The sequence below is a fragment of the Aeribacillus sp. FSL K6-2833 genome, assembly GCF_037965815.1.
GTDB classification, from domain to species: Bacteria; Bacillota; Bacilli; order Bacillales; family Aeribacillaceae; genus Aeribacillus; species Aeribacillus composti.
In genome coordinates this window covers 1,976,650-1,996,872 of the sequence record NZ_CP150189.1, presented here as the reverse complement: position 1 = coordinate 1,996,872, position 20,223 = coordinate 1,976,650, and the positions used below count along the sequence as shown (strand labels likewise).

Below are 20,223 nucleotides of genomic sequence, written 5' to 3'. Positions count from 1 at the left end.
AAGATAGGTAGGGTATCTCTGAAATGGATTTAGAATAGAGAGGGATATTTCCTCCACGCAGGAGACTGAATATTCAGTCTCCTGTGAGGAAAGGGAGAATTCCCTTATTTTGTTTATTTACAATATTTGGTTAATAATAACGTTCTTCAAACATTCGTTGAAGGGCTTCATGCGCTTCGGCAAATCCTCGTTACTTTCGCCCTGCCCATTTCTCATTAAAATCTGGAACAGTCAAATACACGACTTTTTCCGCGGCTTCTAAACTGCTCAAACTGTTCATCGGCTTTAGGTGCTTTGTTTGTTTGGAAACTCGATCTATTGGTTCAAAGTACTCCTTCGTTTCTTTCGTATGTTTTTTTATTGCTTACAAAATCATTTCCACTCATTTTGGACATAGATGTGCCTTTTCTTTTATATTCATCGTAACATGCTCCAGAAATTTTAACGTAGATCACATTAAACTTTTTAAAATCAACATTTGAATGGTCTTAAATGGAAGTTTAAAAAATTGTTTGGAATAATATGTTATTTTAATTCCAAAAAACTTCTTTTCTCCAATCCTATGTTTATTTGTCAGAGAAGAGAGCTGCTCATACTTCAAAAAAATATTTGTACCTTTTTCTGTTTTTTTTGTCGGAATTTTCTATTTATCATCTTGATTTCTCCTCCTCATTTCGCTTTAATAAAAATGTATCCATCATTTTCCTGAAACATTTTTTGAAACATATGTAAAATAATACCTTAATTTAAAAATTATTTAAAAAATCTAAATAAATGTCCGTTTATTAAAAACGAAAGCGAGGGGAGATCGTGCAGTTGAACGATAGGCAATCGGTCAGGTTGTAACCGCTTTACTGATATAAAGAGCGAAAATTCGGAATTATCGAAAAGGAATTGGATACGGCAAGATGAGCCGTTTGATTTATTTTCCACTGATGATAATAAATAAAAAACTAGATATGAGATTTAAATTTTCCTAAAAAACAAACCTACAGCCGTTTTTTTACATTTGTCGATTTAAAAGGGGGATATGACGGAATGACTATGAAAGCTAAGCTTTTTGCTTTAATGGCAGGTTTTGTTTTTTTATTATTGTCCAGCACGTTTCTAGTATTATGGTTGGAAAGAAACACTTTAGAGAAAAAAGGGAATGAAATAACTGATGAAGTATGGAAGGAAGCGGAAACAAAATTAGAGGTGGAAGTGGAGGCGTTTGCGAATCAAATTTCCAGAAATTTAGTTGAACTCGAGCAGTCGATGGAGAAAAATATGCTGAATGCAGCCTATTTATTGCAGGAGCAGGATCGGGTGAGAACGTTACATAACGAAGATTTGAAGCGTTTGGCAGAGCAAACAGGGATGACAGATTTTTATCTGACAAATCGAGATGGAATTTTTGTCGCATCTACAGAGAAAGCGGCACTAGGGAGTAATTTATTTGATATTTGGGACGGATATCGCAAATTGCTGACGGGTGAAGAGCAGATGCTGCCTTCAACCTTAACGATCAAAGCAGAGACCGGAGAGATTTTCAAGTTTATGGCCATTCCCCGCGCTGATGGAAAGGGAATTGTCGAATCGGCGTTAGATGTAAGCAATTTTGAATCGTCGCTCGCCCGTCACATCCAAGAGAAGGAAGAAGTGAAAGCAATTTATTTGTTTGATCCCAAACAAGTCGTATTGATGGAAACATTAAAGAAAGAACAGCCATCCCTGTGGGAAAAAGGAAAAGCTGCAAAAAACGAAAATGTTCAGTCGGTCTTTTCTTCCGGAAAAGCTCGGATTTTCCTGAAGGACAATCATGTGGAGGCTTATGTTCCGGTAAAAGCGGATGGAAATGTGCGTTATGTATTATATACCTTGTTAGATGCTGCCCCGTATTTCCAGCATGCCGAATCCACTAACCAAGTATTGCAGGAGTTTCAGCAGTTGATTAATGGGGTTGGATATAAAATCATGCTGGCGATTTTTATCTTTTCACTGTTGTTCCTCTTTGTCCTTTTTGGTGTGATCCGCTCGGTGTTAAAACCGTTGAAATTTTTCTCTAGAGTCCTGCGGGAAGCAGGGGACGGGCAGGAAGTAAAATGGGAGCAAGTAAAAGCGAAAGAGTTAAAAGAGATTCAAGAAGCAATTACAGAAGTGGTACAAAAGTACCGGGAAATGCTGTCGGCTATCCAAGGCAATTTAGTTGCTGTCACAAAGACCCAGAAGGAATATCGTTCAGAGATGGATACAACGCTGGAGACATTGGAACAGGTTACCAAGGCTGTGACAGATAATGCACACAACAATCAACAGCAAGCTGAGCAGCTGAATGAAGCCGGGGAAATCGTGGAAAATATGTCCCGTACCTTGACGAATGTTTCCAGCATGACATCCGAGCTCGAAGACTTCTCAAACAATGCCAAGGGTCTGGCGGAAAGCAGTATTCGGGGGTTGGAAAATATTACGAATGTAATAGAAAATATCTACAAAGGAGTAGAAGAAAGCGGCAGCCGAATCGAAAAGCTAGCCAAAAGTTCAGAGGAAATTGGAGGAATTATTTCACTAATTAAAGGTATTGCGGAACAGACAAACTTGCTGGCGTTGAACGCAGCCATTGAAGCCGCTCGAGCTGGAGAACAGGGGAAAGGATTCGCTGTCGTGGCTGAAGAAGTCCGAAAACTGGCGGAGGAAAGCAGAAGGGCAACTGATAAGATTGCTCAAATCTTATTGGATATTCAGCGAGAAATTGCCAGTACGAAAGAAGGAAATGACAATCAATTGTCAGTTATTATAAGCAGCAGACAGGGAATTCAGCATGCGAACGATTCTATTCAGCATTTGATTGATGCTACGAAAGAGTCGTCACGAAAGATTGCCCAGCTGGGAGATTCGGTTGAAACTATGTTTCAAAACGGCCAATGCGTGATTGATGTATTTGAGAATATGCACGGCAACATTCAATCCAATGCCGCAAACAGCGAGCAGCTGCTGGCCATGGTGGAAGAGGTGACGGGAGCGTTGAAGAGATTGAGGGATTTGTTAAATAATATGACAAATTCCACCAAAAAATTAGAGGAAGTAGCGGCTGCAACCCGCTAAAAATATGAATTGCTTATATAGAAAAGCCGCCGCAGCGGCTTTTTTTCTTCCCCAGAAGAAGAAAAAACAAATTGAACTGGAGAAATGAAAATATGAATGGTGTGGTGTATTATGGTATAGAGTGTAGGCAAAAGCAGACGGTTCGATTTTTCAACGGCTTCGTTACTTAACCTGTTTTACGAACTCTTTGACAATTATCTGCAAATAGAATATTCTATAATTAGAAAAATATCTAAATATCTAATTTTTTTGTTTCATAATTAGATGATTTTCTAAATATCTAAATAGAATATTACTTATTTTTTTAAAAGGTGGTGCGTTCTTTGTTATTTAACGAAGCGTTTAAAGCCATTGCTGATCCCACTAGAAGAAAGATTCTTTCCTTGCTGAAAAATGGGGATTTAACCGCTGGTGAAATCGCTTCCCATTTTGATATGCAGAAACCGAGCGTGTCGCATCATTTAAAAATTTTAAAGCAAGCGGATTTGATTCAAGATCGACGCGTCGGACAGCATATTTATTATTCGTTAAACACAACCGTCTTTCAAGATTTAATGAGTTGGTTTTATAATTTTTTACAAAAGGAAGGGGATAAATGATGAGAACAAATCGCTTCGTGGTCATGTTGACGGTTTTTAGTTATTTGTTAAGTTTGATTGCGATCCCATATCTACCTGATGAAGTGGCCACTCATTGGAATACGGCTGGTGAAGCGGATGGGTACAGTAGCAAATGGTTTGGGGCGTTTAGTCTCCCTTTCGTTATGACTTCAATCGTATTGTTAATGACACTTTTACCAAAAATGGATCCGAAAAAAGCAAACTATGAAAAATTTAAAGGGAGCTATAACATAATAATCAACGTATTAGTGATCTTTTTTATCGCTCTTCATATCGTGACATTAGCCTATAACCTAGGGTTTCCTGTAGATGTGGATTTATTTGTGCCAATCGGACTCGGCCTATTATTCATTGTATTAGGAAACTACATGCCTAAACTCAAACATAACTACTTCGTTGGGATTCGTACACCTTGGACGATAGCGAATGAAACAGTTTGGAACAAGACGCATCGTATAGGCGGAAAAGTGTTTGTGTTCATGGGATTAGCATTAATATTGACGGTATTTATTGAAGGAATATGGGGTTTTATCTTGTTTTTAGCCATTACATTGATCGGGGTTGTATATTTGTTTGTTAAATCCTACCTATATTTCCAGGAAGAACAACGGAATGGTTTGCGGTAAGTGAGCAAAATGAAAGAATAGTATGTTCGTTTCTGGAACAACAGTCTTCTATTTTTTTAGCATGTATTTTGTATAATATTTACAAAAAAGATGTGAGAGAGACGATTTTGACTCGTCTTTTTCTTTCTTTTTTATCATGAATAGGTATAACGATACGATATTGGAACGAGATAGATGATTTTTTTTGTACTTTTAAAAAATCATAATAAAGAGAAAGTTTTAAAGTCAGTTTATACTGACGTTTTTTGCAGATTTGATATAAAGTTTGGTAGAAACTCTATTATAGAAGGTGATATAGAGCAATATTTATGCCATCTTTTTTTAACCGATATAATAAAAGCAAGAATATTCCGATATTAATTAAAAAAATACAGTAATAATTATAGGCATGATTATAATATTGAAATTTGTAATTAAGATTAAATGTTGGTTGGTTCAACCAAGATGAATCTTAAAATATATACATTCAATTGAATGGGGTAATCTGATGAAAATATTTGATGCGCATTTACATATTATTGATCCAAAGTTTCCATTATACGAAAATCAAGGCTTCTTGCCCGAGCCATTTACAACAGAGGATTATTTACAACATGTAAATACAGTTGATTTAGTAGGTGGAGCAATTGTTTCAGGCTCTTTTCAAAAGTTTGACCAAACATATTTGTTGGATGCATTACAAAAACTAGGAAAGAATTTTGTTGGTATAACACAGCTTCCATACGATACGTCCGACGAAGAAATTATTGAGCTAAATAAACACGGTGTCCGAGGACTGCGTTTTAATGTGAATCGCGGGGGCTCTGAGGACATTCGTCGATTAGATTATTTTGCTAAAAGAGTTTATGAGCTAGCTAATTGGCATACAGAATTGTATATTAATTCAAAAGAGCTGCCGGCTATCAAGCCAATTATCGCCCAACTTCCAGCAGTATCCATTGACCATTTAGGCTTGTCGAAGGAAGGATTTCCACATTTGCTTGCATTAGTTGAAATGGGTGTACGTGTAAAAGCAACAGGATTTGGACGAATTGATTTTGACCCGGTTGAAGCGATGAAAGATATCTATAAGGTGAATCCAGATGCCCTCATGTTTGGAACGGACCTGCCTTCTACAAGGGCAAAAAGACCATTCCGGTTTTCAGATATCGAATTAATCCAAGAGCATTTTGATGATAAAGCAGTTAAAAAAATCCTTTATCAAAATGCAATGGAATGGTATTGTAAATAAAGTAAAGTGGAATTAAGTACGAAAAAGGGAAATATAAAGCGAAAGTTTTCAAAAAAATTAAGCAAAGGAAACATTTAACGCCTTTTTATTGCATATTTATATTTTATTCAAACAAAGCATATACGACAAAATGGGATGTCTATTTAGATGGCATCCTCTTTTTTTGTTTTGGAGAAAATAGATTATGTCATGTTCTTCGTATGAAACTGTTTTCAACCTGCAGTTTAAAAAAACACATTAACTATCCAGTCAATTTTAATATAATGGAGTTGACTGCTCAGTCAATCCATACAAAGCCACCCAAAGGAGGCGTAAGGATGAAAATTATCGATGTTAAAAATTTGACTAAAACGTATAAGAAGAACAGGGGAATTGTGAACTTAACGTTTTCAGTTGAAGAAGGGGAAATTTTTGGATTTATCGGTCCGAATGGAGCAGGCAAGAGCACAACCATTCGAACGCTTTTAAATTTCCTCTATCCGACCAGCGGGAGCGCTACGATTTTCGGGAAGATATCGTCAAACAGTCAAAGGAAATTAGACAAAACGTGGGCTACTTGCCGTCTGAAGTTCATTTTTACGATGATATGAAAGTGATTGACTTATTAAAATACTCGGCAGGCTTTTACAAAAAATTTAACCAAAAAAGAATGAAAGAGCTGGCAGAAAGACTTGATCTCGATCTCCATAAAAAAATTGAGGATCTCTCATTTGGCAATCGGAAAAAGGTTGGGATTGTCCAAGCGCTTTTGCATGAGCCAAAACTTCTAATCTTGGATGAACCGACAGGCGGACTCGACCCGCTTATGCAAAACACTTTTTTTGAAATTCTTACAGAGGAAAGAGAGAAGGGAACAACGATTATTTTTTCCTCTCATATTCTTTCTGAAGTGCAAAAGATGTGCGATCGGGTTGCCATTATTAAGGAAGGGGAGCTTGTTAAAGTAGAAACGATTGAAAATCTCACGAAAAACAATTTGAAAAATATTACCATTACGTTTGAACAAACGAATGCAATTGACTTCGATCTGGAAGGAATAGTGAAAAAAGAAATAAACGGCAGCGAAATGATGCTGCTTTACAGCGGGGATATAAAGACGCTTCTAAATCAATTGAATACTATGCCGGTTCAAGATCTATTAATTGAAGAGCCGTCTCTCGAAGAAGTATTTATCCATTACTATGAGAAGTAAGGGAGGGATCTATATGATTTTTAAAAGAGAGTTGAAACGGAACTTAAAATCTTTGATTATTTGGAGCGTCGTACTCAGCGGTCTCATTTTATTGACGTTAAGTATTTATCCGCAGTTTGCTGAGCAGCAAAATGAAATGAACAAACTGCTTGAATCCTATCCGGAACCGATAAAAAAAGTGTTTGGAATGAATGAATTAAATCTTGGAGAGCTAATGGGTTTTTACGGAGTAGAAATATATATGATGACTACACTTTTAGGAAGCATCTACTCGGCCATTCTTGCATCCAATATACTGGCGAAGGAGGAAAATGAAAAGACGATTGAATTTTTGCTGTCAAAACCGGTCGGAAGAAGCAGAATCGTAACAGAAAAACTTTTGAGCGTTTTCGTAAATATATTGATCTTGAACGGAGTTTCAACGATAACAAGTATCATTGGATTTCAATTTGCAGATGACCCGGATGTACCGACAGACACATTTAGCTTACTAACCGTCGCAACCATTTTGCTTCATTTGACATTCGGTGCCATTGCGTTTATGTTGTCATCAATGTTGAAAAAAACAAGAAGCATCATGTCTGTCTCACTTGGGATTGTCTTAGCTGCCTATTTTATGAATGTGATGGCAGGGATTTCGGAAGACTTAGAAGTTCTAAAATATTTCAGCCCGTTTAAATATGTGGACGCCGCCCAAATTATTAATGATAATAAATTAGAGCCTCTTTATATGTTTATTATGGCTGCTGTCATTTTTCATTAGTGTTATCACTTCATATATGGTATATAGAAAGAAGGATATTGCAGTTTAATGAAAATTGAGGTGTAAAAATTGTATTCAGCATTTGAAAAGCAGCCGCAGGAAAAGAAAGATTTAATTATCAAGGTGGCCATTGAGGAATTTGTAAAAAACGGTTATGAAAAAGCTTCAACAGATGTCATTACGAAGCGGGCGGGAATTTCTAAAGGAATCCTTTTTCATTATTTTAAGAGCAAGAAAAACTTATACCTTTATTTAGTCAATTATGTGAAGGATCTTCTAACGAAAGAAGTTATGGAAGCCATAAAACAAGTTAAAGCTGATGATTTCTTTGAAAGAATTAAAGAAATTGTCCTGATAAAACATAAAGTGACAGCGAAGTATCTGCTAGAAGCTCATTTTATTGCGGATGCTTTCGCCAATCCCCCTGTAGCAGTTAAGGAAATGAAAGAAATTATTAAGGAACACTACGAAACGTACCAGGACGATTTTATGCTGGAGTATGTTTATATTAAAGACTTAATCCAAACGGAAAAACTGAGAGATGATATTTCCGTTGATACCGTGGTCAATATGACGATGTTTATCGGTGAACAGCTGTCTAATAAGTACTTGACTCTATACAAAAATAAGCAAATTGATATTGCTCATATTTTGGATTCTTCGATAAAGGAACTGAATGATTATCTTAAAATTGTGAAATATGGAATTTATAAGCCGGAATAAATGTTGCTTCATTTTCCCGCGGCGAGTAGCTGCGGGATTTTTGCATATTAGCAGCAGTTGAAATAGTTACTCCAAAACAAAAAAGATTTGATTAAACTTTTAACAAAAATTGATCTAAAAAAGCAAACTAAGAAAAATTTAAGGGCAGTTATATACAGAAAAGATCTGTCTGCCAGCGGATGGAATCACGTAGGCTAACCACTCCAATTGTAAAGCATAAAGCGCTATGCTCGTAAAATGTCATGAATATATAGCTAATCAGTGATAGATACGGTCCATAAAATCAGCCGTTATCAAGTAAACTTTTTCAAATTCATCGTTGCTAATAAGAGTCATCATCCTTTTTCATTATATTGGGAGAGGAAAACGATGCAAACAAACGTTGACCAGTGTACCCCATATACGACGATCTATCCAATATGAATTGCTATCAGTATCGGTCAATCGACATGAAGCTATGCAGTCGGTTGTTCCTGAGTGTTTTCGATGTTGAAAACATCAATGCATTTATCGTATTCGCAAATTGGTTGGATCGCCTTTAATGAAATATAGTATTTTCATTTTGCACGCTGATCGTCGTGTGGAAAAAAAACGGGAGAGACCATAGTAACCTATTATTTTTATAGTTGAAACTTTTCGAATATTAAAAGTATAATAGCTGTTGTATTCATAAAATTGGAAGGGGAAGAAATAATGGGGATTCTTGTAAAACTAAGCAATTTTGTCAGCAATACTTTTGCAATTTGGGTATTAATATTCGCAGCATTAGCTTTTTTTTGAGCCAAAAGCATTTACATGGGTCGCCCCATATATTGTGCCGCTGCTAGGTATCGTCATGTTTGGAATGGGATTGACCTTGTCAGCCAATGATTTTAAGGAAGTCTTCGCACGTCCGATAGATGTGCTGATTGGGGTAATCGCCCAATTTTTTATTATGCCGCTTTTGGCCTTTTTGCTCGCTACCTTATTGCCTGTTTCACCTGAAGTAGCGATCGGCATCATTCTTGTTGGCTGCTGTCCTGGCGGAACGGCTTCCAATGTCATGACGTATTTGGCAAAAGGTGATACGGCGCTTTCAGTCGCTGTTACGTCCGTGTCAACCTTGCTTGCTCCCATTTTAACACCGTCCTTAATTTTGCTGCTTGCAGGGAAATGGCTGTCCGTTTCAGCCGGTGCTCTGTTTTGGTCAATCGTGAAAGTTGTACTTATTCCTATTATTCTCGGACTGATTGTACAAATGTTGTTTAAAAAACAAGTAAAAGCAACCGTTCAAATTCTTCCGCTCGTTTCCGTTATCGCTATTGTGGCTATCGTGGCTGCTGTCGTCGCTCAAAACCAGCAGGCTATCGCAAAAAGCGGGCTTCTTATTTTCCTTATCGTCGTTGCTCATAATGGGCTTGGATTGCTGCTCGGCTACTGGTTTGCGAAGCTGCTTAAAATGTCAGAGCCGAAACAAAAAGCGATTTCGATTGAGGTCGGCATGCAAAATTCCGGACTTGGAGCTGCGCTGGCGACTGCTCATTTTTCGCCTCTTGCCGCTGTTCCAAGCGCAATTTTTAGCGTTTGGCATAACATCTCTGGACCGATTGTGGCGACCTATTTCCGTAAAAAAAGCGAAAAGAAGGAAAGCAATCAATCAACGATTACAACATGATCTATAAAGATTAGCAGCACAGACCAATGACCAAGGTCTGTGCTGTTATTTTTGTAGTAAAAAGTGGTACTTGAGTTACTTTAAGGGCTAAATCTGTTGCTGTTGTTCCGTTAGGCAGCTCGCCAACAAGTCTTACTCTGATGACCGTGACAGAGCCAGAACTATAAATCTTTTGTTGTTCATCAAATGCAGTTGGGACGTTTTCTAATCCCAAAAATACCTTGATACGCTTTATTATTGTTTCGAAATATTTAATTTTGTCAGGCTGTCGATGTGTAAACGTGACGAAACTCCTCAAATGCTATTTATGTATGAGTGGAATGTAAAAATTTGTTCCATTAACAAAAATGTTTTTTATTTACAATTAACATTTGACAATTCTTAGTAAATCGTTTATAGTAAATTTAAACTTAAGATCGGAAGGGTGAACTGACCTAATGAAGTACTAATCCTATTTATGAAAGGTTACAATTGAAGGCTATGTTTAGCAGACAATCTCTGCTGTGTTTGCAATGACTTCAATTGTCGTTTTTTCAGAATAGGATTGGTCTTCTATAGGTGGATCTAAAAGAATAGTTTCTTTTTGGTGTGCCCCTAAATATTTATGCCTCCTATTCTGAATGTATATAGGAGGCATTTTTTTGTCTCCTAAGTTAGTACAAAGGAGATGTTCATATGCTCTTATTAGAAGCTCATCATATAAAGCACTATGTACAGGATCGTTTATTACTAGATGTGGATCGATTGGAAATCCATCAAAAAGATCGAATTGGATTAGTTGGTCGAAATGGAAGTGGGAAAACGACGTTACTTCATATTTTAGCTAAAAAAATTTCTTCAGAGGAAGGGAGCGTTATTCAACATACTCAATTTGAACTTTTGCCGCAGTTTAAACGAACAGATACAACAAAAAGCGGTGGTGAAGTGACGCAAGAATATATTCAAAAAGCTTTTGTGAAAGATCCAGAGCTTTTACTTGCAGACGAACCAACGACAAATCTCGATACAGACCATATTGAATGGTTAGAAAAGAAACTGAAAGAGTGGCAGGGGGCATTTATCATTGTTTCACATGATCGCGAATTTTTGGATGCTCTTTGTACGACCATATGGGAAATCAATGAAGGAAAGATTAAGGAATATACAGGCAATTACAGCGATTATGTAAAACAAAAAGAAGTAGAGAGACGTCAAGAACAGTTAGCGTATGAAAAATACGAGAAAAAGAGAAAGCAGTTAGAAGAAGCATTAAAATTAAAAGAGAAAAAAGCGGAAAGAGCAACAAAGACTCCTAAAAAGGTAAGTAAATCAGAGGCGAAAATTACTGGAGCGAAGCCGTACTTTGCCAAAAAGCAAAAGAAGCTGCAAAAAACAGCGAAAGCCATTGAAACGAGATTAGAAAAACTTGAAAAGGTAGAAAAAGTGAAAGAACTCCCGCCGCTTAAGATGAACTTGCCGAATGCAGAAGCGTTTAAAAATCGAATTATCTTACGTGTAGAGGATGTAACAGGCAGGATTAGCGAACGTGTACTTTGGAGCAATGCAAGCTTCTATGTACGCGGTGGTGATAAATTAGCGATTATCGGTCCAAATGGAAGTGGAAAAACGACGCTTGTAAAAAAGATCATCAACGAAGAGCCTGGCATTACACTTTCCCCGGCTGTGAAAATGGGGTACTTTAGCCAAAATTTAAATATATTAGATGTGGAAAAATCTATTATTGAGAATGTCCAGTCTTCTTCTAAACAGAATGAAACACTTATTCGGACGGTTCTTGCGAGAATGCATTTCTTCAGAGATGATGTATATAAGCCAGTAGAGGTTTTGAGCGGCGGTGAGCGGGTAAAAGTTGCGCTGGCAAAACTATTTTTAAGTGATATCAATACGTTAATTTTAGATGAACCGACGAATTTTCTTGATACGGAATCTGTTGAAGCATTAGAGTCTCTTCTAAAAGAGTATGAAGGAAGCGTGATCTTCGTCTCCCACGATCGCCGATTCATTGAAAATATCGCTACACGAATTTTGGCAATACGTAATCAAAAGATTGCACTTTTTGAAGGAACCTATCAGCAATATAAACATGCTCAACTGCAAAAAACTCGAGACACTGCAAAAGAAAAACGTCTCTTACTCGAAACAAAAATATCAGAAGTACTAAGTCGCTTAAGTATCGAACCATCTAAAGAATTAGAAATGGAATTTCAAAAACTTTTACGAGAAAAAAGGGAATTGGACAAGTTTGAATAATTGCGAAGAATTCTTTTTTGAACCAAAGGTAATTTCGATGTATAGCTTTTATTTAAAGAGCAATACCAATATCGTCTTGGACAGTTGAGCAAAAAATACAGAAAAGATTTTACAGGAAGTGATGAAACTGCTTGGATCACGATCATTTAAAGCTTATAAAATGATCACGTGTATGTGTTAAGCACAAAATGCTGTCACAAACTTCAGGTATTATTGTTTTCTAAAGGGATCAGATGGTGGAGAATCAGGGAGATTAATGGACAGCTTCTTCAAGAAAATGTTGTATAAAAGCGGAATAATTGCTAGTTTTCTTTGACTTTTTCAGATAAGATCTCTATAATAATCGGTGTACTGAAAATTTAAAGGAGGATTATTAAAAAGTGTATTCTGTCAGATTGCGTTTCCCAGCTTTGAACTAAGTAATTAAATACGTTCAAAGGCTCTGCTTGTGAATGCAGAGTAATGGGAGCAGTCTGTCCTTTTTTAATAATCTTCATTTCATATAGAAAATATGTAATATGAAGACAGACGGGTCTCGTCTGTCTTTTTTATATATGTATAATTATCCTTCTTTTATTTAGCAAAAGGAAGGTTTATCCCGCTTTAACGGGCAATAAGTCCCCGCTTCAAGACTAAAGCTGAAATAATAAGTCTAAGTGGGGAATAACTGCCCGTAAAAGCCCGATTGGTTTAGCTAACCATCAGTGGGGATGAAGGCCGATTAAAAACGCAGCGTCATCATTTCTTCATCGGCACTAGCACATGTCGCCCACTGATGGAAGTTTCACTTTATTTGGTGACGGCTTCAAATAGCCCCGTAATTTAAATAAGGATGGGTCTTCTTCCCTTTACTCTGAATCACAGGCAGATCGCCTGTGTTTTTTATTTGGAAAGGGAGAGATCACATGACCAAAAAAATCAAAAGTGCAGAACTTGTTAGTGAATTTGTAGCGGCATTCAGATGTCCACTCTGTAAAAGTTCGATGAGGGTTGTTGATTTGAAAAGCCTAATATGCTCTAAAAATCATACTTTTGATTTCACTAAACAAGGATATGTAAACTTGATGACTCGTTCCTCTACTAGTCATTACAAGAAGGAATTGTTTGAAGCAAGACGCAAAATCATTATGGAAAGCGACTTATACACATTCGTGCATGAAGCGATTGCAACGTCGATAAAGGAGTATATGGACGTTTCTTTTAAACCTTTAATGGTTGCAGATGTAGGGTGCGGAGAGGGCTCCCATTTACAAAGGATTTTGGACGAATGTAAGGTTTCGGCAATGACTGGGGTTGGTCTTGATATTTCAAAGGAAGGCATTGCCATGGCTGCGAAGAGATACGAAAACCAAATTTGGATGGTAGGCGACTTGGCAACATCACCGCTTGCGGATCAATCGTTTCATGTAATTCTAAATATCTTATCTCCTGCCAATTACAAAGAATTCAAGAGGATATTAGTCGAAGATGGACTTGTCATTAAAGTTATTCCTCGTCCTCATTATTTGAAAGAGCTGAGAGATGAACTATTTGATCATAACGAAAAAAAGTTCTATAAAAATGATCAAACAGTGTCGCTTTTCAAAAAACATCTCCATCTACTGGATGTGCAGCATTTATGTTACACAAAGAACCTTAATAAAGCTGATCTTAAACACTTGGTGCAAATGACCCCGCTAGCATGGTCTGCGGATAAAGGGCGTATTGATGCGTTTATAAATCGGGATTCGGCTGAGATCATGGTGGATTTGGAAATTTTAGTAGGCGTAAAGAAAACATTTGCAACAAGAATGGGGGCTGCGAATCATGGAAAAAGTATTGATTGAGTTAAATAATATTGAAGTTTCATTTTCCGGCCAACTTGTATTAAATATTCCTCGACTGGCCGTACACCAATTTGATCGTATCGGGATTGTCGGAAAAAACGGGGCCGGAAAGAGTACGTTGTTGAAGCTTTTGGCAGGCCAAATTACGCCTGATAAAGGTCAAGTACATCGCTTTGCCGATTTTGCTTATTTTGATCAGCTGTCAAGACCGATTAAACGTGAAATCGATTATAAATTGCTAGGAAGGTTGTCAATCCCGCAAACAGAAGTGAAAAATTTAAGCGGCGGAGAACAAACTCGTTTGAAATTAGCGGAAATTTTCTCCACCTATCATGAAGGTTTATTAATAGACGAGCCGACAACACACTTAGATGAGGACGGTGTGCAGTTTTTCATTGATGAGCTAAGTTATTACTATGGCGCGCTTGTTCTTGTAAGCCATGATCGACATGTGCTGGATGAACTCGTTACAAAAATTTGGGAGGTAGAAGACGGGCGTGTAACGGAATATACGGGGAATTATTCAGACTACGCAGAACAAAAAAAGCTCGCTCGGAATAGACAGCTTAAAGAGTACGAAAAATACGTGAAAGAAAAAACGCGTCTTTTAAAAGCAGCTGAGGAGAAAATGAAAAAGGCTGAAAAAATTACTCAGCCAAATAAACGTATGTCAAAAAAGGAAACAAAAGCAAAGGCAAATAAAATGTTTATGACGAAATCAAAGGATACAAGCCAAAAGGCGATTCAACGTGCAGCAAAAGCGATTGAGCAGCGTGCGGAGCAACTCGAAGCAGTAGAGGCGCCAAAAAAGGAACAAACCCTTTATTTTCCTCAGTCAGCTGCTCTCAAGCTGCACAATAAGTTTCCCATTATGGCGGATCGATTGACGCTTAAGGCAGGAAATAAAATTCTGCTTAAAGAAGCCAGTTTCCAATTCCCATTAGGGAGCACGATCGCTATCACAGGAAAAAATGGTTCAGGGAAAACAACACTCCTTCGTCATATCATCCAGCAAGGGGAAGGAATTATTCTTTCTCCGAAAGCTGTCATCGGATCATATAAACAAATGGGCTATCAATTTGAAAAGAACGAAACAGTAGTTTCATTTATGAAAGAACGAAGCGACTATCATGAAAGTAAGATTCGTGCAGTTCTGCACGCAATGAATTTTACAGGAAATGATTTAGAAAAGAACGTCCGAAATTTAAGCGGTGGCGAAGCTATCCGTCTAGTTTTGTGTCAACTATTTTTAGGAAGATACAATATACTGATTTTAGATGAACCGACCAATTTTTTGGATGTTTTTTTATTGAAGCGTTAGAGCGTTTTTTAAAAGGATATGAAGGAACTGTTATCCTCGTATCGCATGATCGCATGTTTATTGATCGTGTCGCAGATCATATATATGTCATGGAAAACCAACAATTGAAGCTAAGAAACTGAAGCAGGGAAGACGTTCCTGCTTCTTTTTTTATAAGAATCCTTTTTAGGCGGGTGACTTTTTAATAAGAAATTGTATAGTGTGAACGCTTATTTTTTAAAAATAGAACTATGTGCTAAATGAACATTGAAACAAAATAATGAAAATAATTAAACAAGAAGGTAAAGGAAAAATGGAAGTTTAAGGAGAAGAAAAAGGATTAAAAACAGAGAATTCTTTAAAGGGCATCAAACAGAAGCATTCACTCTAGAGCAAACAATCAAAATAAATTTGCTATTTACTTATTGTTAAAGTTTTTAATAAAAATGTTATGTTAACTGTATGGTGAGTCGGGATACAACCAAAGATTCCAGCCCTTTGTTTCTTTGTGATACAGTTAGAAAAAGAGGATGGGTGATTGGGAATCATTCATTTTTCCATTGGTCATGTTTGCTTTTCTTATTGCTTTTACACGTGCAGTGTTCTTTGTAGTCAAATCATTAGTCATGAGCAAAAGTTCAGCACAAATTGATAAGAAGCTGGATAGAATCATTGAACTGTTAGAGAAACAAAGCAAAGGATAACCTATTCTTTTAGACGGTTTAAGGAGGCCGTTTTACAACATAGAATTAGACAAAAACTAACCTAAAAACATTGTGTCTGAGGGGGAACGATTGCCTTCAGGGAGATTTCAAGAAGTACCTACTTATCCAACTGCACTCAAATGTATTCCGATCCTGCGGCACGAACATTGTATCTGTACCAATGGATGAAGATGGAATGAGAATTTATGAAACATGTAAACTTAGATTAATACATACTATTCCGGAATTTTTTTTAAGTCAGGAAAGAAGAAAACAACTATTAACTCTTGTGCGAAGATATCAAACTATTGTTTTATAAGAGAGAAAAACAAACAAATCAAAGCAATATCTATGTCTTCTTGATCAGTTCCTTATCTACAGCATTCATCTGGCAGCCCGATGTATCATGGCTAGATATCGATGATTGGATTTTAAAAAATCCTAAACGGTACTGCACAAGCAAACTAAGGAGTTCAGTAAACGCTTTCGAATAAAAAATTCTTCTGTACAAAAAAGAAAATACCCACAAAATTTTGACTCAATCTTATTAAACGAGGATTGACATTTGGGGCATTTATTACGTATTTTATAAATAACAGCTATAAAATATTCAACTTTTCTGAAAATTGTGTTAATATAAGTTGATGAAGGAGATTTCCTATGGCAAATAAAACTTTAAAAGAAAGAATTATCGATACGGCTCTGCATCTTTTTGAACAATACGGCTATCATGGGGTTACTGTCGATCGGATTGTCACAGAAATCAACGCATCAAAAGGCGGCTTTTATCATAATTTTAAATCAAAAGATGAACTTCTTTATCACATTCACGATGTGTTTATCACCTATGTGCTCAACAAGGCACAGGCGGCCTATGAAAACTACAAAACCCCTACAGAGCGTTTATGTGCTATTATCCAATCATTTGTGAAAGTATTTCATTTATATAAGCCGCATATAACGGTGTTTTATCAAGAAAGCAATTATTTAAAGCCGGAGTATGCACAAAAAATTAATGAAAAGCGTGATGAGTTTAAGCAGGTGATTTTTCGGGTCATTCGCGAAGGAATTGACGCAGGCGAGTTTCGCCCAGAGCTTTCAGTGGAAATTACAGGCATGACGATTATTGGCATGGTGAACTGGACGTATAAATGGTATAAGCCGGAAGGACCGATGACAATCGAGCAAATTGCCGACTATTTTATTGATTTTATTCTGCATTCTGTCCTTACAGAAAAGGCTAAGCAAAAGGCGGAAAATATCATTTATTTCATCAAAAGCAAGCAGACTTCGCTTCAATCATTTTAAAATTTAAAAAATGATTTTTGGTTAACGTAAATTTTTCGTAAAAAACCGACTAGTCGGTTTTAGAATAATATGTTAGAAATGGGGGAGAGAGCATGAATTTTGAACTTACAAAAGAGCAACAGATGATTAAAGAAATGGTAAGGGAGTTTGCTGAGAAGGAAATTGCACCAAACGCAGCGAAATGGGATGAAGAAGCCTATTTTTCCATCGAAATATTCAAAAAGATGGGAGAGCTAGGGCTATTGGGAATCCCGTTCCCAGAAGAATATGGCGGAGCTGGTGGCGATACGATTTCATATGCTGTTGCTGTAGAGGAAATTGGCCGCGCCTGTGGCGGAACAGGTCTTAGCTATGCTGCTGCTGTCTCATTAGGTGCAAGCCCTATTTACTATTTTGGTACAGAAGAGCAAAAGCAAAAGTGGCTTGTTCCGATGGCCAAAGGAGAGGCGTTGGGAGCGTTTGGGTTAACTGAACCGAATGCCGGTTCAGATGCTGGCGGAACCCGAACGAGAGCGGTGCTTGACGGAGATGAATATGTGATTAATGGAGAAAAATGCTGGATTACGAATGCAGGGCATGCAAGACAAGTGATTGTCACCGCAGTGACCGGAAAGGATGACAAGGATAAAAACATCATCTCTGCTTTCATTGTTCCAACAAACGCTCCGGGATTTACGATTCAATGCAATTACGACAAAATGGGTGTCCGTGCCTCGAATACGTGCGAGCTTGTGCTTGAAAATGTACGCGTGCCGAAAGAGAACATATTAGGGGATCCGGCAAAGGGATTTAAGCAATTTTTATATACTCTAGATGGCGGTCGCATTTCGATTGCTGCTCTTGCCGTTGGCATCGCTCAAGCCGCGTTTGAGAAAGCGCTTCAATATGCGAAGGAACGGAAACAATTTGGTCAATCCATTTCTAAATTCCAAGCGATTCAATTTAAGCTTGCCGATATGGCGATGGAAATCGAATTAGCCCGCAGCATGGTGTATAAAGCGGCCTGGCTAAAGGATCAAGGGAAACCGTTTACAAAAGAAGCCTCTTTCGCTAAACTGTTCGCTTCTGAAGCTGGCTTCCGCATATGTAATCAGGCAATTCAAATTCATGGAGGATACGGGTATATGAAAGAATATGGGATCGAGCGCCATTTGCGCGATATTAAGCTCATGGAAATTGGTGAAGGCACATCAGAAATTCAGCGGATCGTTATTGCCCGTCAGCTTGGATGTTAAAGGACAGAAAAATGGAGAGGATGAAAATTTATTTAAACAAAGGAGGCGCATGTTATGACGGAGATGTTAGAGGTTACGGTTGGCAAACTATTAGAAGAAAAAGCGAATGCTTATCCAGAGCATGAGGCTGTTGTGTATGCAGATCGCGGACTTAGAATGACATACAGGCAGTTTGATGAATATTGTCGTCTTGTTGCTCGAAGCTTAATGAAACTGGGCATTCAGTCAGGAGAGCATATTGCAATTTGGGCAACCAACACTCCTGAATGGCTGGCATGCCAGTTTGCTACAGGTAAAATGGGGGCTGTACTTGTGACGGTCAACACGAACTACCGTACAGCTGAATTAGAATACTTATTGAAGCAATCAGATTCCACGACCCTTCTTTTAATCGAACAATATCGCGATACCTCTTACATTGACACGATCTATGAGATTGCCCCGGAGCTGTACGAATGTCAGCCAGGACAGCTGAAGGCGAAGCGTCTTCCACGTCTAAAAAATGTCATCGTTCTTGGTGATAAGCGTTACCCTGGCACATATACATGGAATGATCTTTTGGCGATGGCTCAAGATACCGCTGAAGATGAACTCGATCAACGAATGAACTCCCTTGACCCGCATGATGTCATCAACATGCAATACACTTCAGGAACGACAGGATTTCCAAAAGGAGTTATGCTCAGCCACTACAACATTATCAACAACGCCTACAATATTGCTCAATGCATGAAACTCACGAAAGATGATCGATTATGTATTCCTGTGCCATTTTTTCACTGCTTTGGCTGCGTGCTTGGCGTCTTAGCATGCGTCTCTGTCGGCGCTACGATCGTACCAATACAAGAATTCAATGCTACCCAAGTGCTTCAAACGGTTCAAGACGAAAAATGCACCGCTTTACATGGTGTGCCGACCATGTTTATTGCTGAGTTGAACGATCCTGATTTCGAAAAATACGATCTGTCTTCATTGCGGACAGGAATTATGGCGGGATCAAATTGTCCAATTGAAGTAATGAAGTCGGTCATCGAAAAAATGGGAGCCAAAGAAATTACGATTGCTTATGGACAAACTGAATCTTCGCCTGTCATTACTCAGACGAGAACGGATGATCCTATTCATTTGCGCGTCGAGACAGTCGGGCGTGCTCTTCCAAACGTTGAAGTCAAAATAGTTGAACCAGGCACAAACAAGGAAGTACCGTGCGGTGTGCAAGGAGAGCTATGTACGCGAGGGTATCATGTCATGAAAGGATATTATAACAATCCGGAAGCGACGAAAGAAGCGATTGATGAGGAAGGATGGCTCCGTACAGGCGACTTAGCAATAATGGATGAAAATGGATATTACCGCATTACTGGAAGACTAAAGGATATGATCATCCGCGGCGGAGAAAACATTTATCCACGGGAAATTGAAGAATTTTTATATCAGCATCCGAAAATTCAAGATGTTCAAGTGGTCGGTGTACCTGATGAAAAATACGGAGAAGAAGTAATGGCGTGGATTATTTTAAAACCAGGGCAAACTGCGACGGCTGAAGAAGTTCAAGAATTTTGCCGCGGAAAAATATCGCGTCATAAAATCCCCCGTTATATTGAATTTACCGATTCGTATCCGATGACAGCATCCGGAAAAATTCAAAAATTTAAATTGCGCGAGCAGGCTAAACAAATTCTTAGTACAAAGACAACACATGAATAG

Annotated in this window: 13 protein-coding genes and 4 pseudogenes; 15 read left to right on the top strand and 2 right to left on the bottom strand. The window is 37.9% G+C overall.

The features are described from left to right. Positions 1 to 190: 190 nt before the first annotated feature. A pseudogene (locus NSQ94_RS09850) lies at positions 191 to 319 on the bottom strand (IS256 family transposase); the annotation flags it as partial. Between the two features lie 719 nt (positions 320 to 1,038). On the opposite strand from NSQ94_RS09850, the gene NSQ94_RS09845 reads away from it, so the two are divergent. The 8 genes and pseudogenes from NSQ94_RS09845 (at position 1,039) to NSQ94_RS09810 (ending at position 9,893) form a co-directional block, all read left to right on the top strand. Next, the gene (locus NSQ94_RS09845; protein WP_339211523.1) at positions 1,039 to 3,084 is read left to right on the top strand and encodes a methyl-accepting chemotaxis protein; all 2,046 of its coding nucleotides are present in this window, start codon (positions 1,039 to 1,041) and stop codon (positions 3,082 to 3,084) included. Between the two features lie 323 nt (positions 3,085 to 3,407). Beyond that, on the top strand, positions 3,408 to 3,683 hold the full coding sequence (locus NSQ94_RS09840; protein ID WP_066250666.1) for an autorepressor SdpR family transcription factor: 276 nt from the start codon (positions 3,408 to 3,410) through the stop codon (positions 3,681 to 3,683). Then, entirely contained in the window at positions 3,680 to 4,330 is a 651-nt protein-coding gene (locus NSQ94_RS09835; protein WP_066250668.1) for an SdpI family protein, read from the top strand. Before NSQ94_RS09840 ends, NSQ94_RS09835 begins: the two co-directional genes overlap by 4 nt. A gap of 487 nt (positions 4,331 to 4,817) precedes the next feature. Beyond that, positions 4,818 to 5,561: an amidohydrolase family protein gene (locus NSQ94_RS09830; RefSeq protein WP_063389489.1), complete on the top strand. Its 744-nt coding sequence runs from the start codon at positions 4,818 to 4,820 to the stop codon at positions 5,559 to 5,561. 317 nt (positions 5,562 to 5,878) lie between these two features. Beyond that, positions 5,879 to 6,753 (top strand): annotated as a pseudogene (locus NSQ94_RS09825) (ABC transporter ATP-binding protein). A 13-nt stretch (positions 6,754 to 6,766) separates the two neighbouring features. Beyond that, positions 6,767 to 7,516, top strand: a complete 750-nt coding sequence (locus NSQ94_RS09820; protein WP_339230690.1) for an ABC transporter permease subunit — start codon at positions 6,767 to 6,769, stop codon at positions 7,514 to 7,516. Positions 7,517 to 7,585: 69 nt separating this feature from the next. Beyond that, positions 7,586 to 8,239: a TetR/AcrR family transcriptional regulator gene (locus NSQ94_RS09815; protein ID WP_327848330.1), complete on the top strand. Its 654-nt coding sequence runs from the start codon at positions 7,586 to 7,588 to the stop codon at positions 8,237 to 8,239. 693 nt (positions 8,240 to 8,932) lie between these two features. Next, positions 8,933 to 9,893, top strand: a pseudogene (locus tag NSQ94_RS09810) (bile acid:sodium symporter family protein). A gap of 484 nt (positions 9,894 to 10,377) precedes the next feature. Here the strand turns inward: NSQ94_RS09810 and NSQ94_RS09805 are convergent. Beyond that, positions 10,378 to 10,530, bottom strand: a complete 153-nt coding sequence (locus NSQ94_RS09805; RefSeq protein ID WP_158640213.1) for a hypothetical protein — start codon at positions 10,528 to 10,530, stop codon at positions 10,378 to 10,380. A gap of 38 nt (positions 10,531 to 10,568) precedes the next feature. Between NSQ94_RS09805 and NSQ94_RS09800 the strand changes: the two genes are divergently transcribed. The 7 genes and pseudogenes from NSQ94_RS09800 (at position 10,569) to NSQ94_RS09770 (ending at position 20,223) form a co-directional block, all read left to right on the top strand. Then, positions 10,569 to 12,143 carry a Vga family ABC-F type ribosomal protection protein gene (locus NSQ94_RS09800; RefSeq protein ID WP_066250683.1) on the top strand — a complete coding sequence of 525 codons (1,575 nt, stop codon included), beginning with the start codon at positions 10,569 to 10,571 and terminating at the stop codon, positions 12,141 to 12,143. Between the two features lie 905 nt (positions 12,144 to 13,048). Next, entirely contained in the window at positions 13,049 to 13,969 is a 921-nt protein-coding gene (locus tag NSQ94_RS09795; protein ID WP_339230687.1) for a putative RNA methyltransferase, read from the top strand. Continuing rightward, positions 13,950 to 15,412: pseudogene (gene abc-f / locus NSQ94_RS09790) on the top strand (ABC-F type ribosomal protection protein). Before NSQ94_RS09795 ends, abc-f begins: the two are co-directional and overlap by 20 nt. Positions 15,413 to 15,799: 387 nt before the next feature. Then, positions 15,800 to 15,973, top strand: coding sequence for a DUF4083 family protein (locus tag NSQ94_RS09785; protein WP_094245820.1), 174 nt, complete (start codon positions 15,800 to 15,802; stop codon positions 15,971 to 15,973). Positions 15,974 to 16,633: 660 nt separating this feature from the next. After that, complete coding sequence (locus NSQ94_RS09780) at positions 16,634 to 17,281, top strand: TetR/AcrR family transcriptional regulator (protein ID WP_339192816.1); 648 nt, start codon at positions 16,634 to 16,636, stop codon at positions 17,279 to 17,281. A gap of 92 nt (positions 17,282 to 17,373) precedes the next feature. Then, complete coding sequence (locus NSQ94_RS09775; protein WP_339230685.1) at positions 17,374 to 18,516, top strand: acyl-CoA dehydrogenase; 1,143 nt, start codon at positions 17,374 to 17,376, stop codon at positions 18,514 to 18,516. Between the two features lie 63 nt (positions 18,517 to 18,579). Further along, on the top strand, positions 18,580 to 20,223 hold the full coding sequence (locus NSQ94_RS09770) for an AMP-binding protein (protein WP_339230730.1): 1,644 nt from the start codon (positions 18,580 to 18,582) through the stop codon (positions 20,221 to 20,223).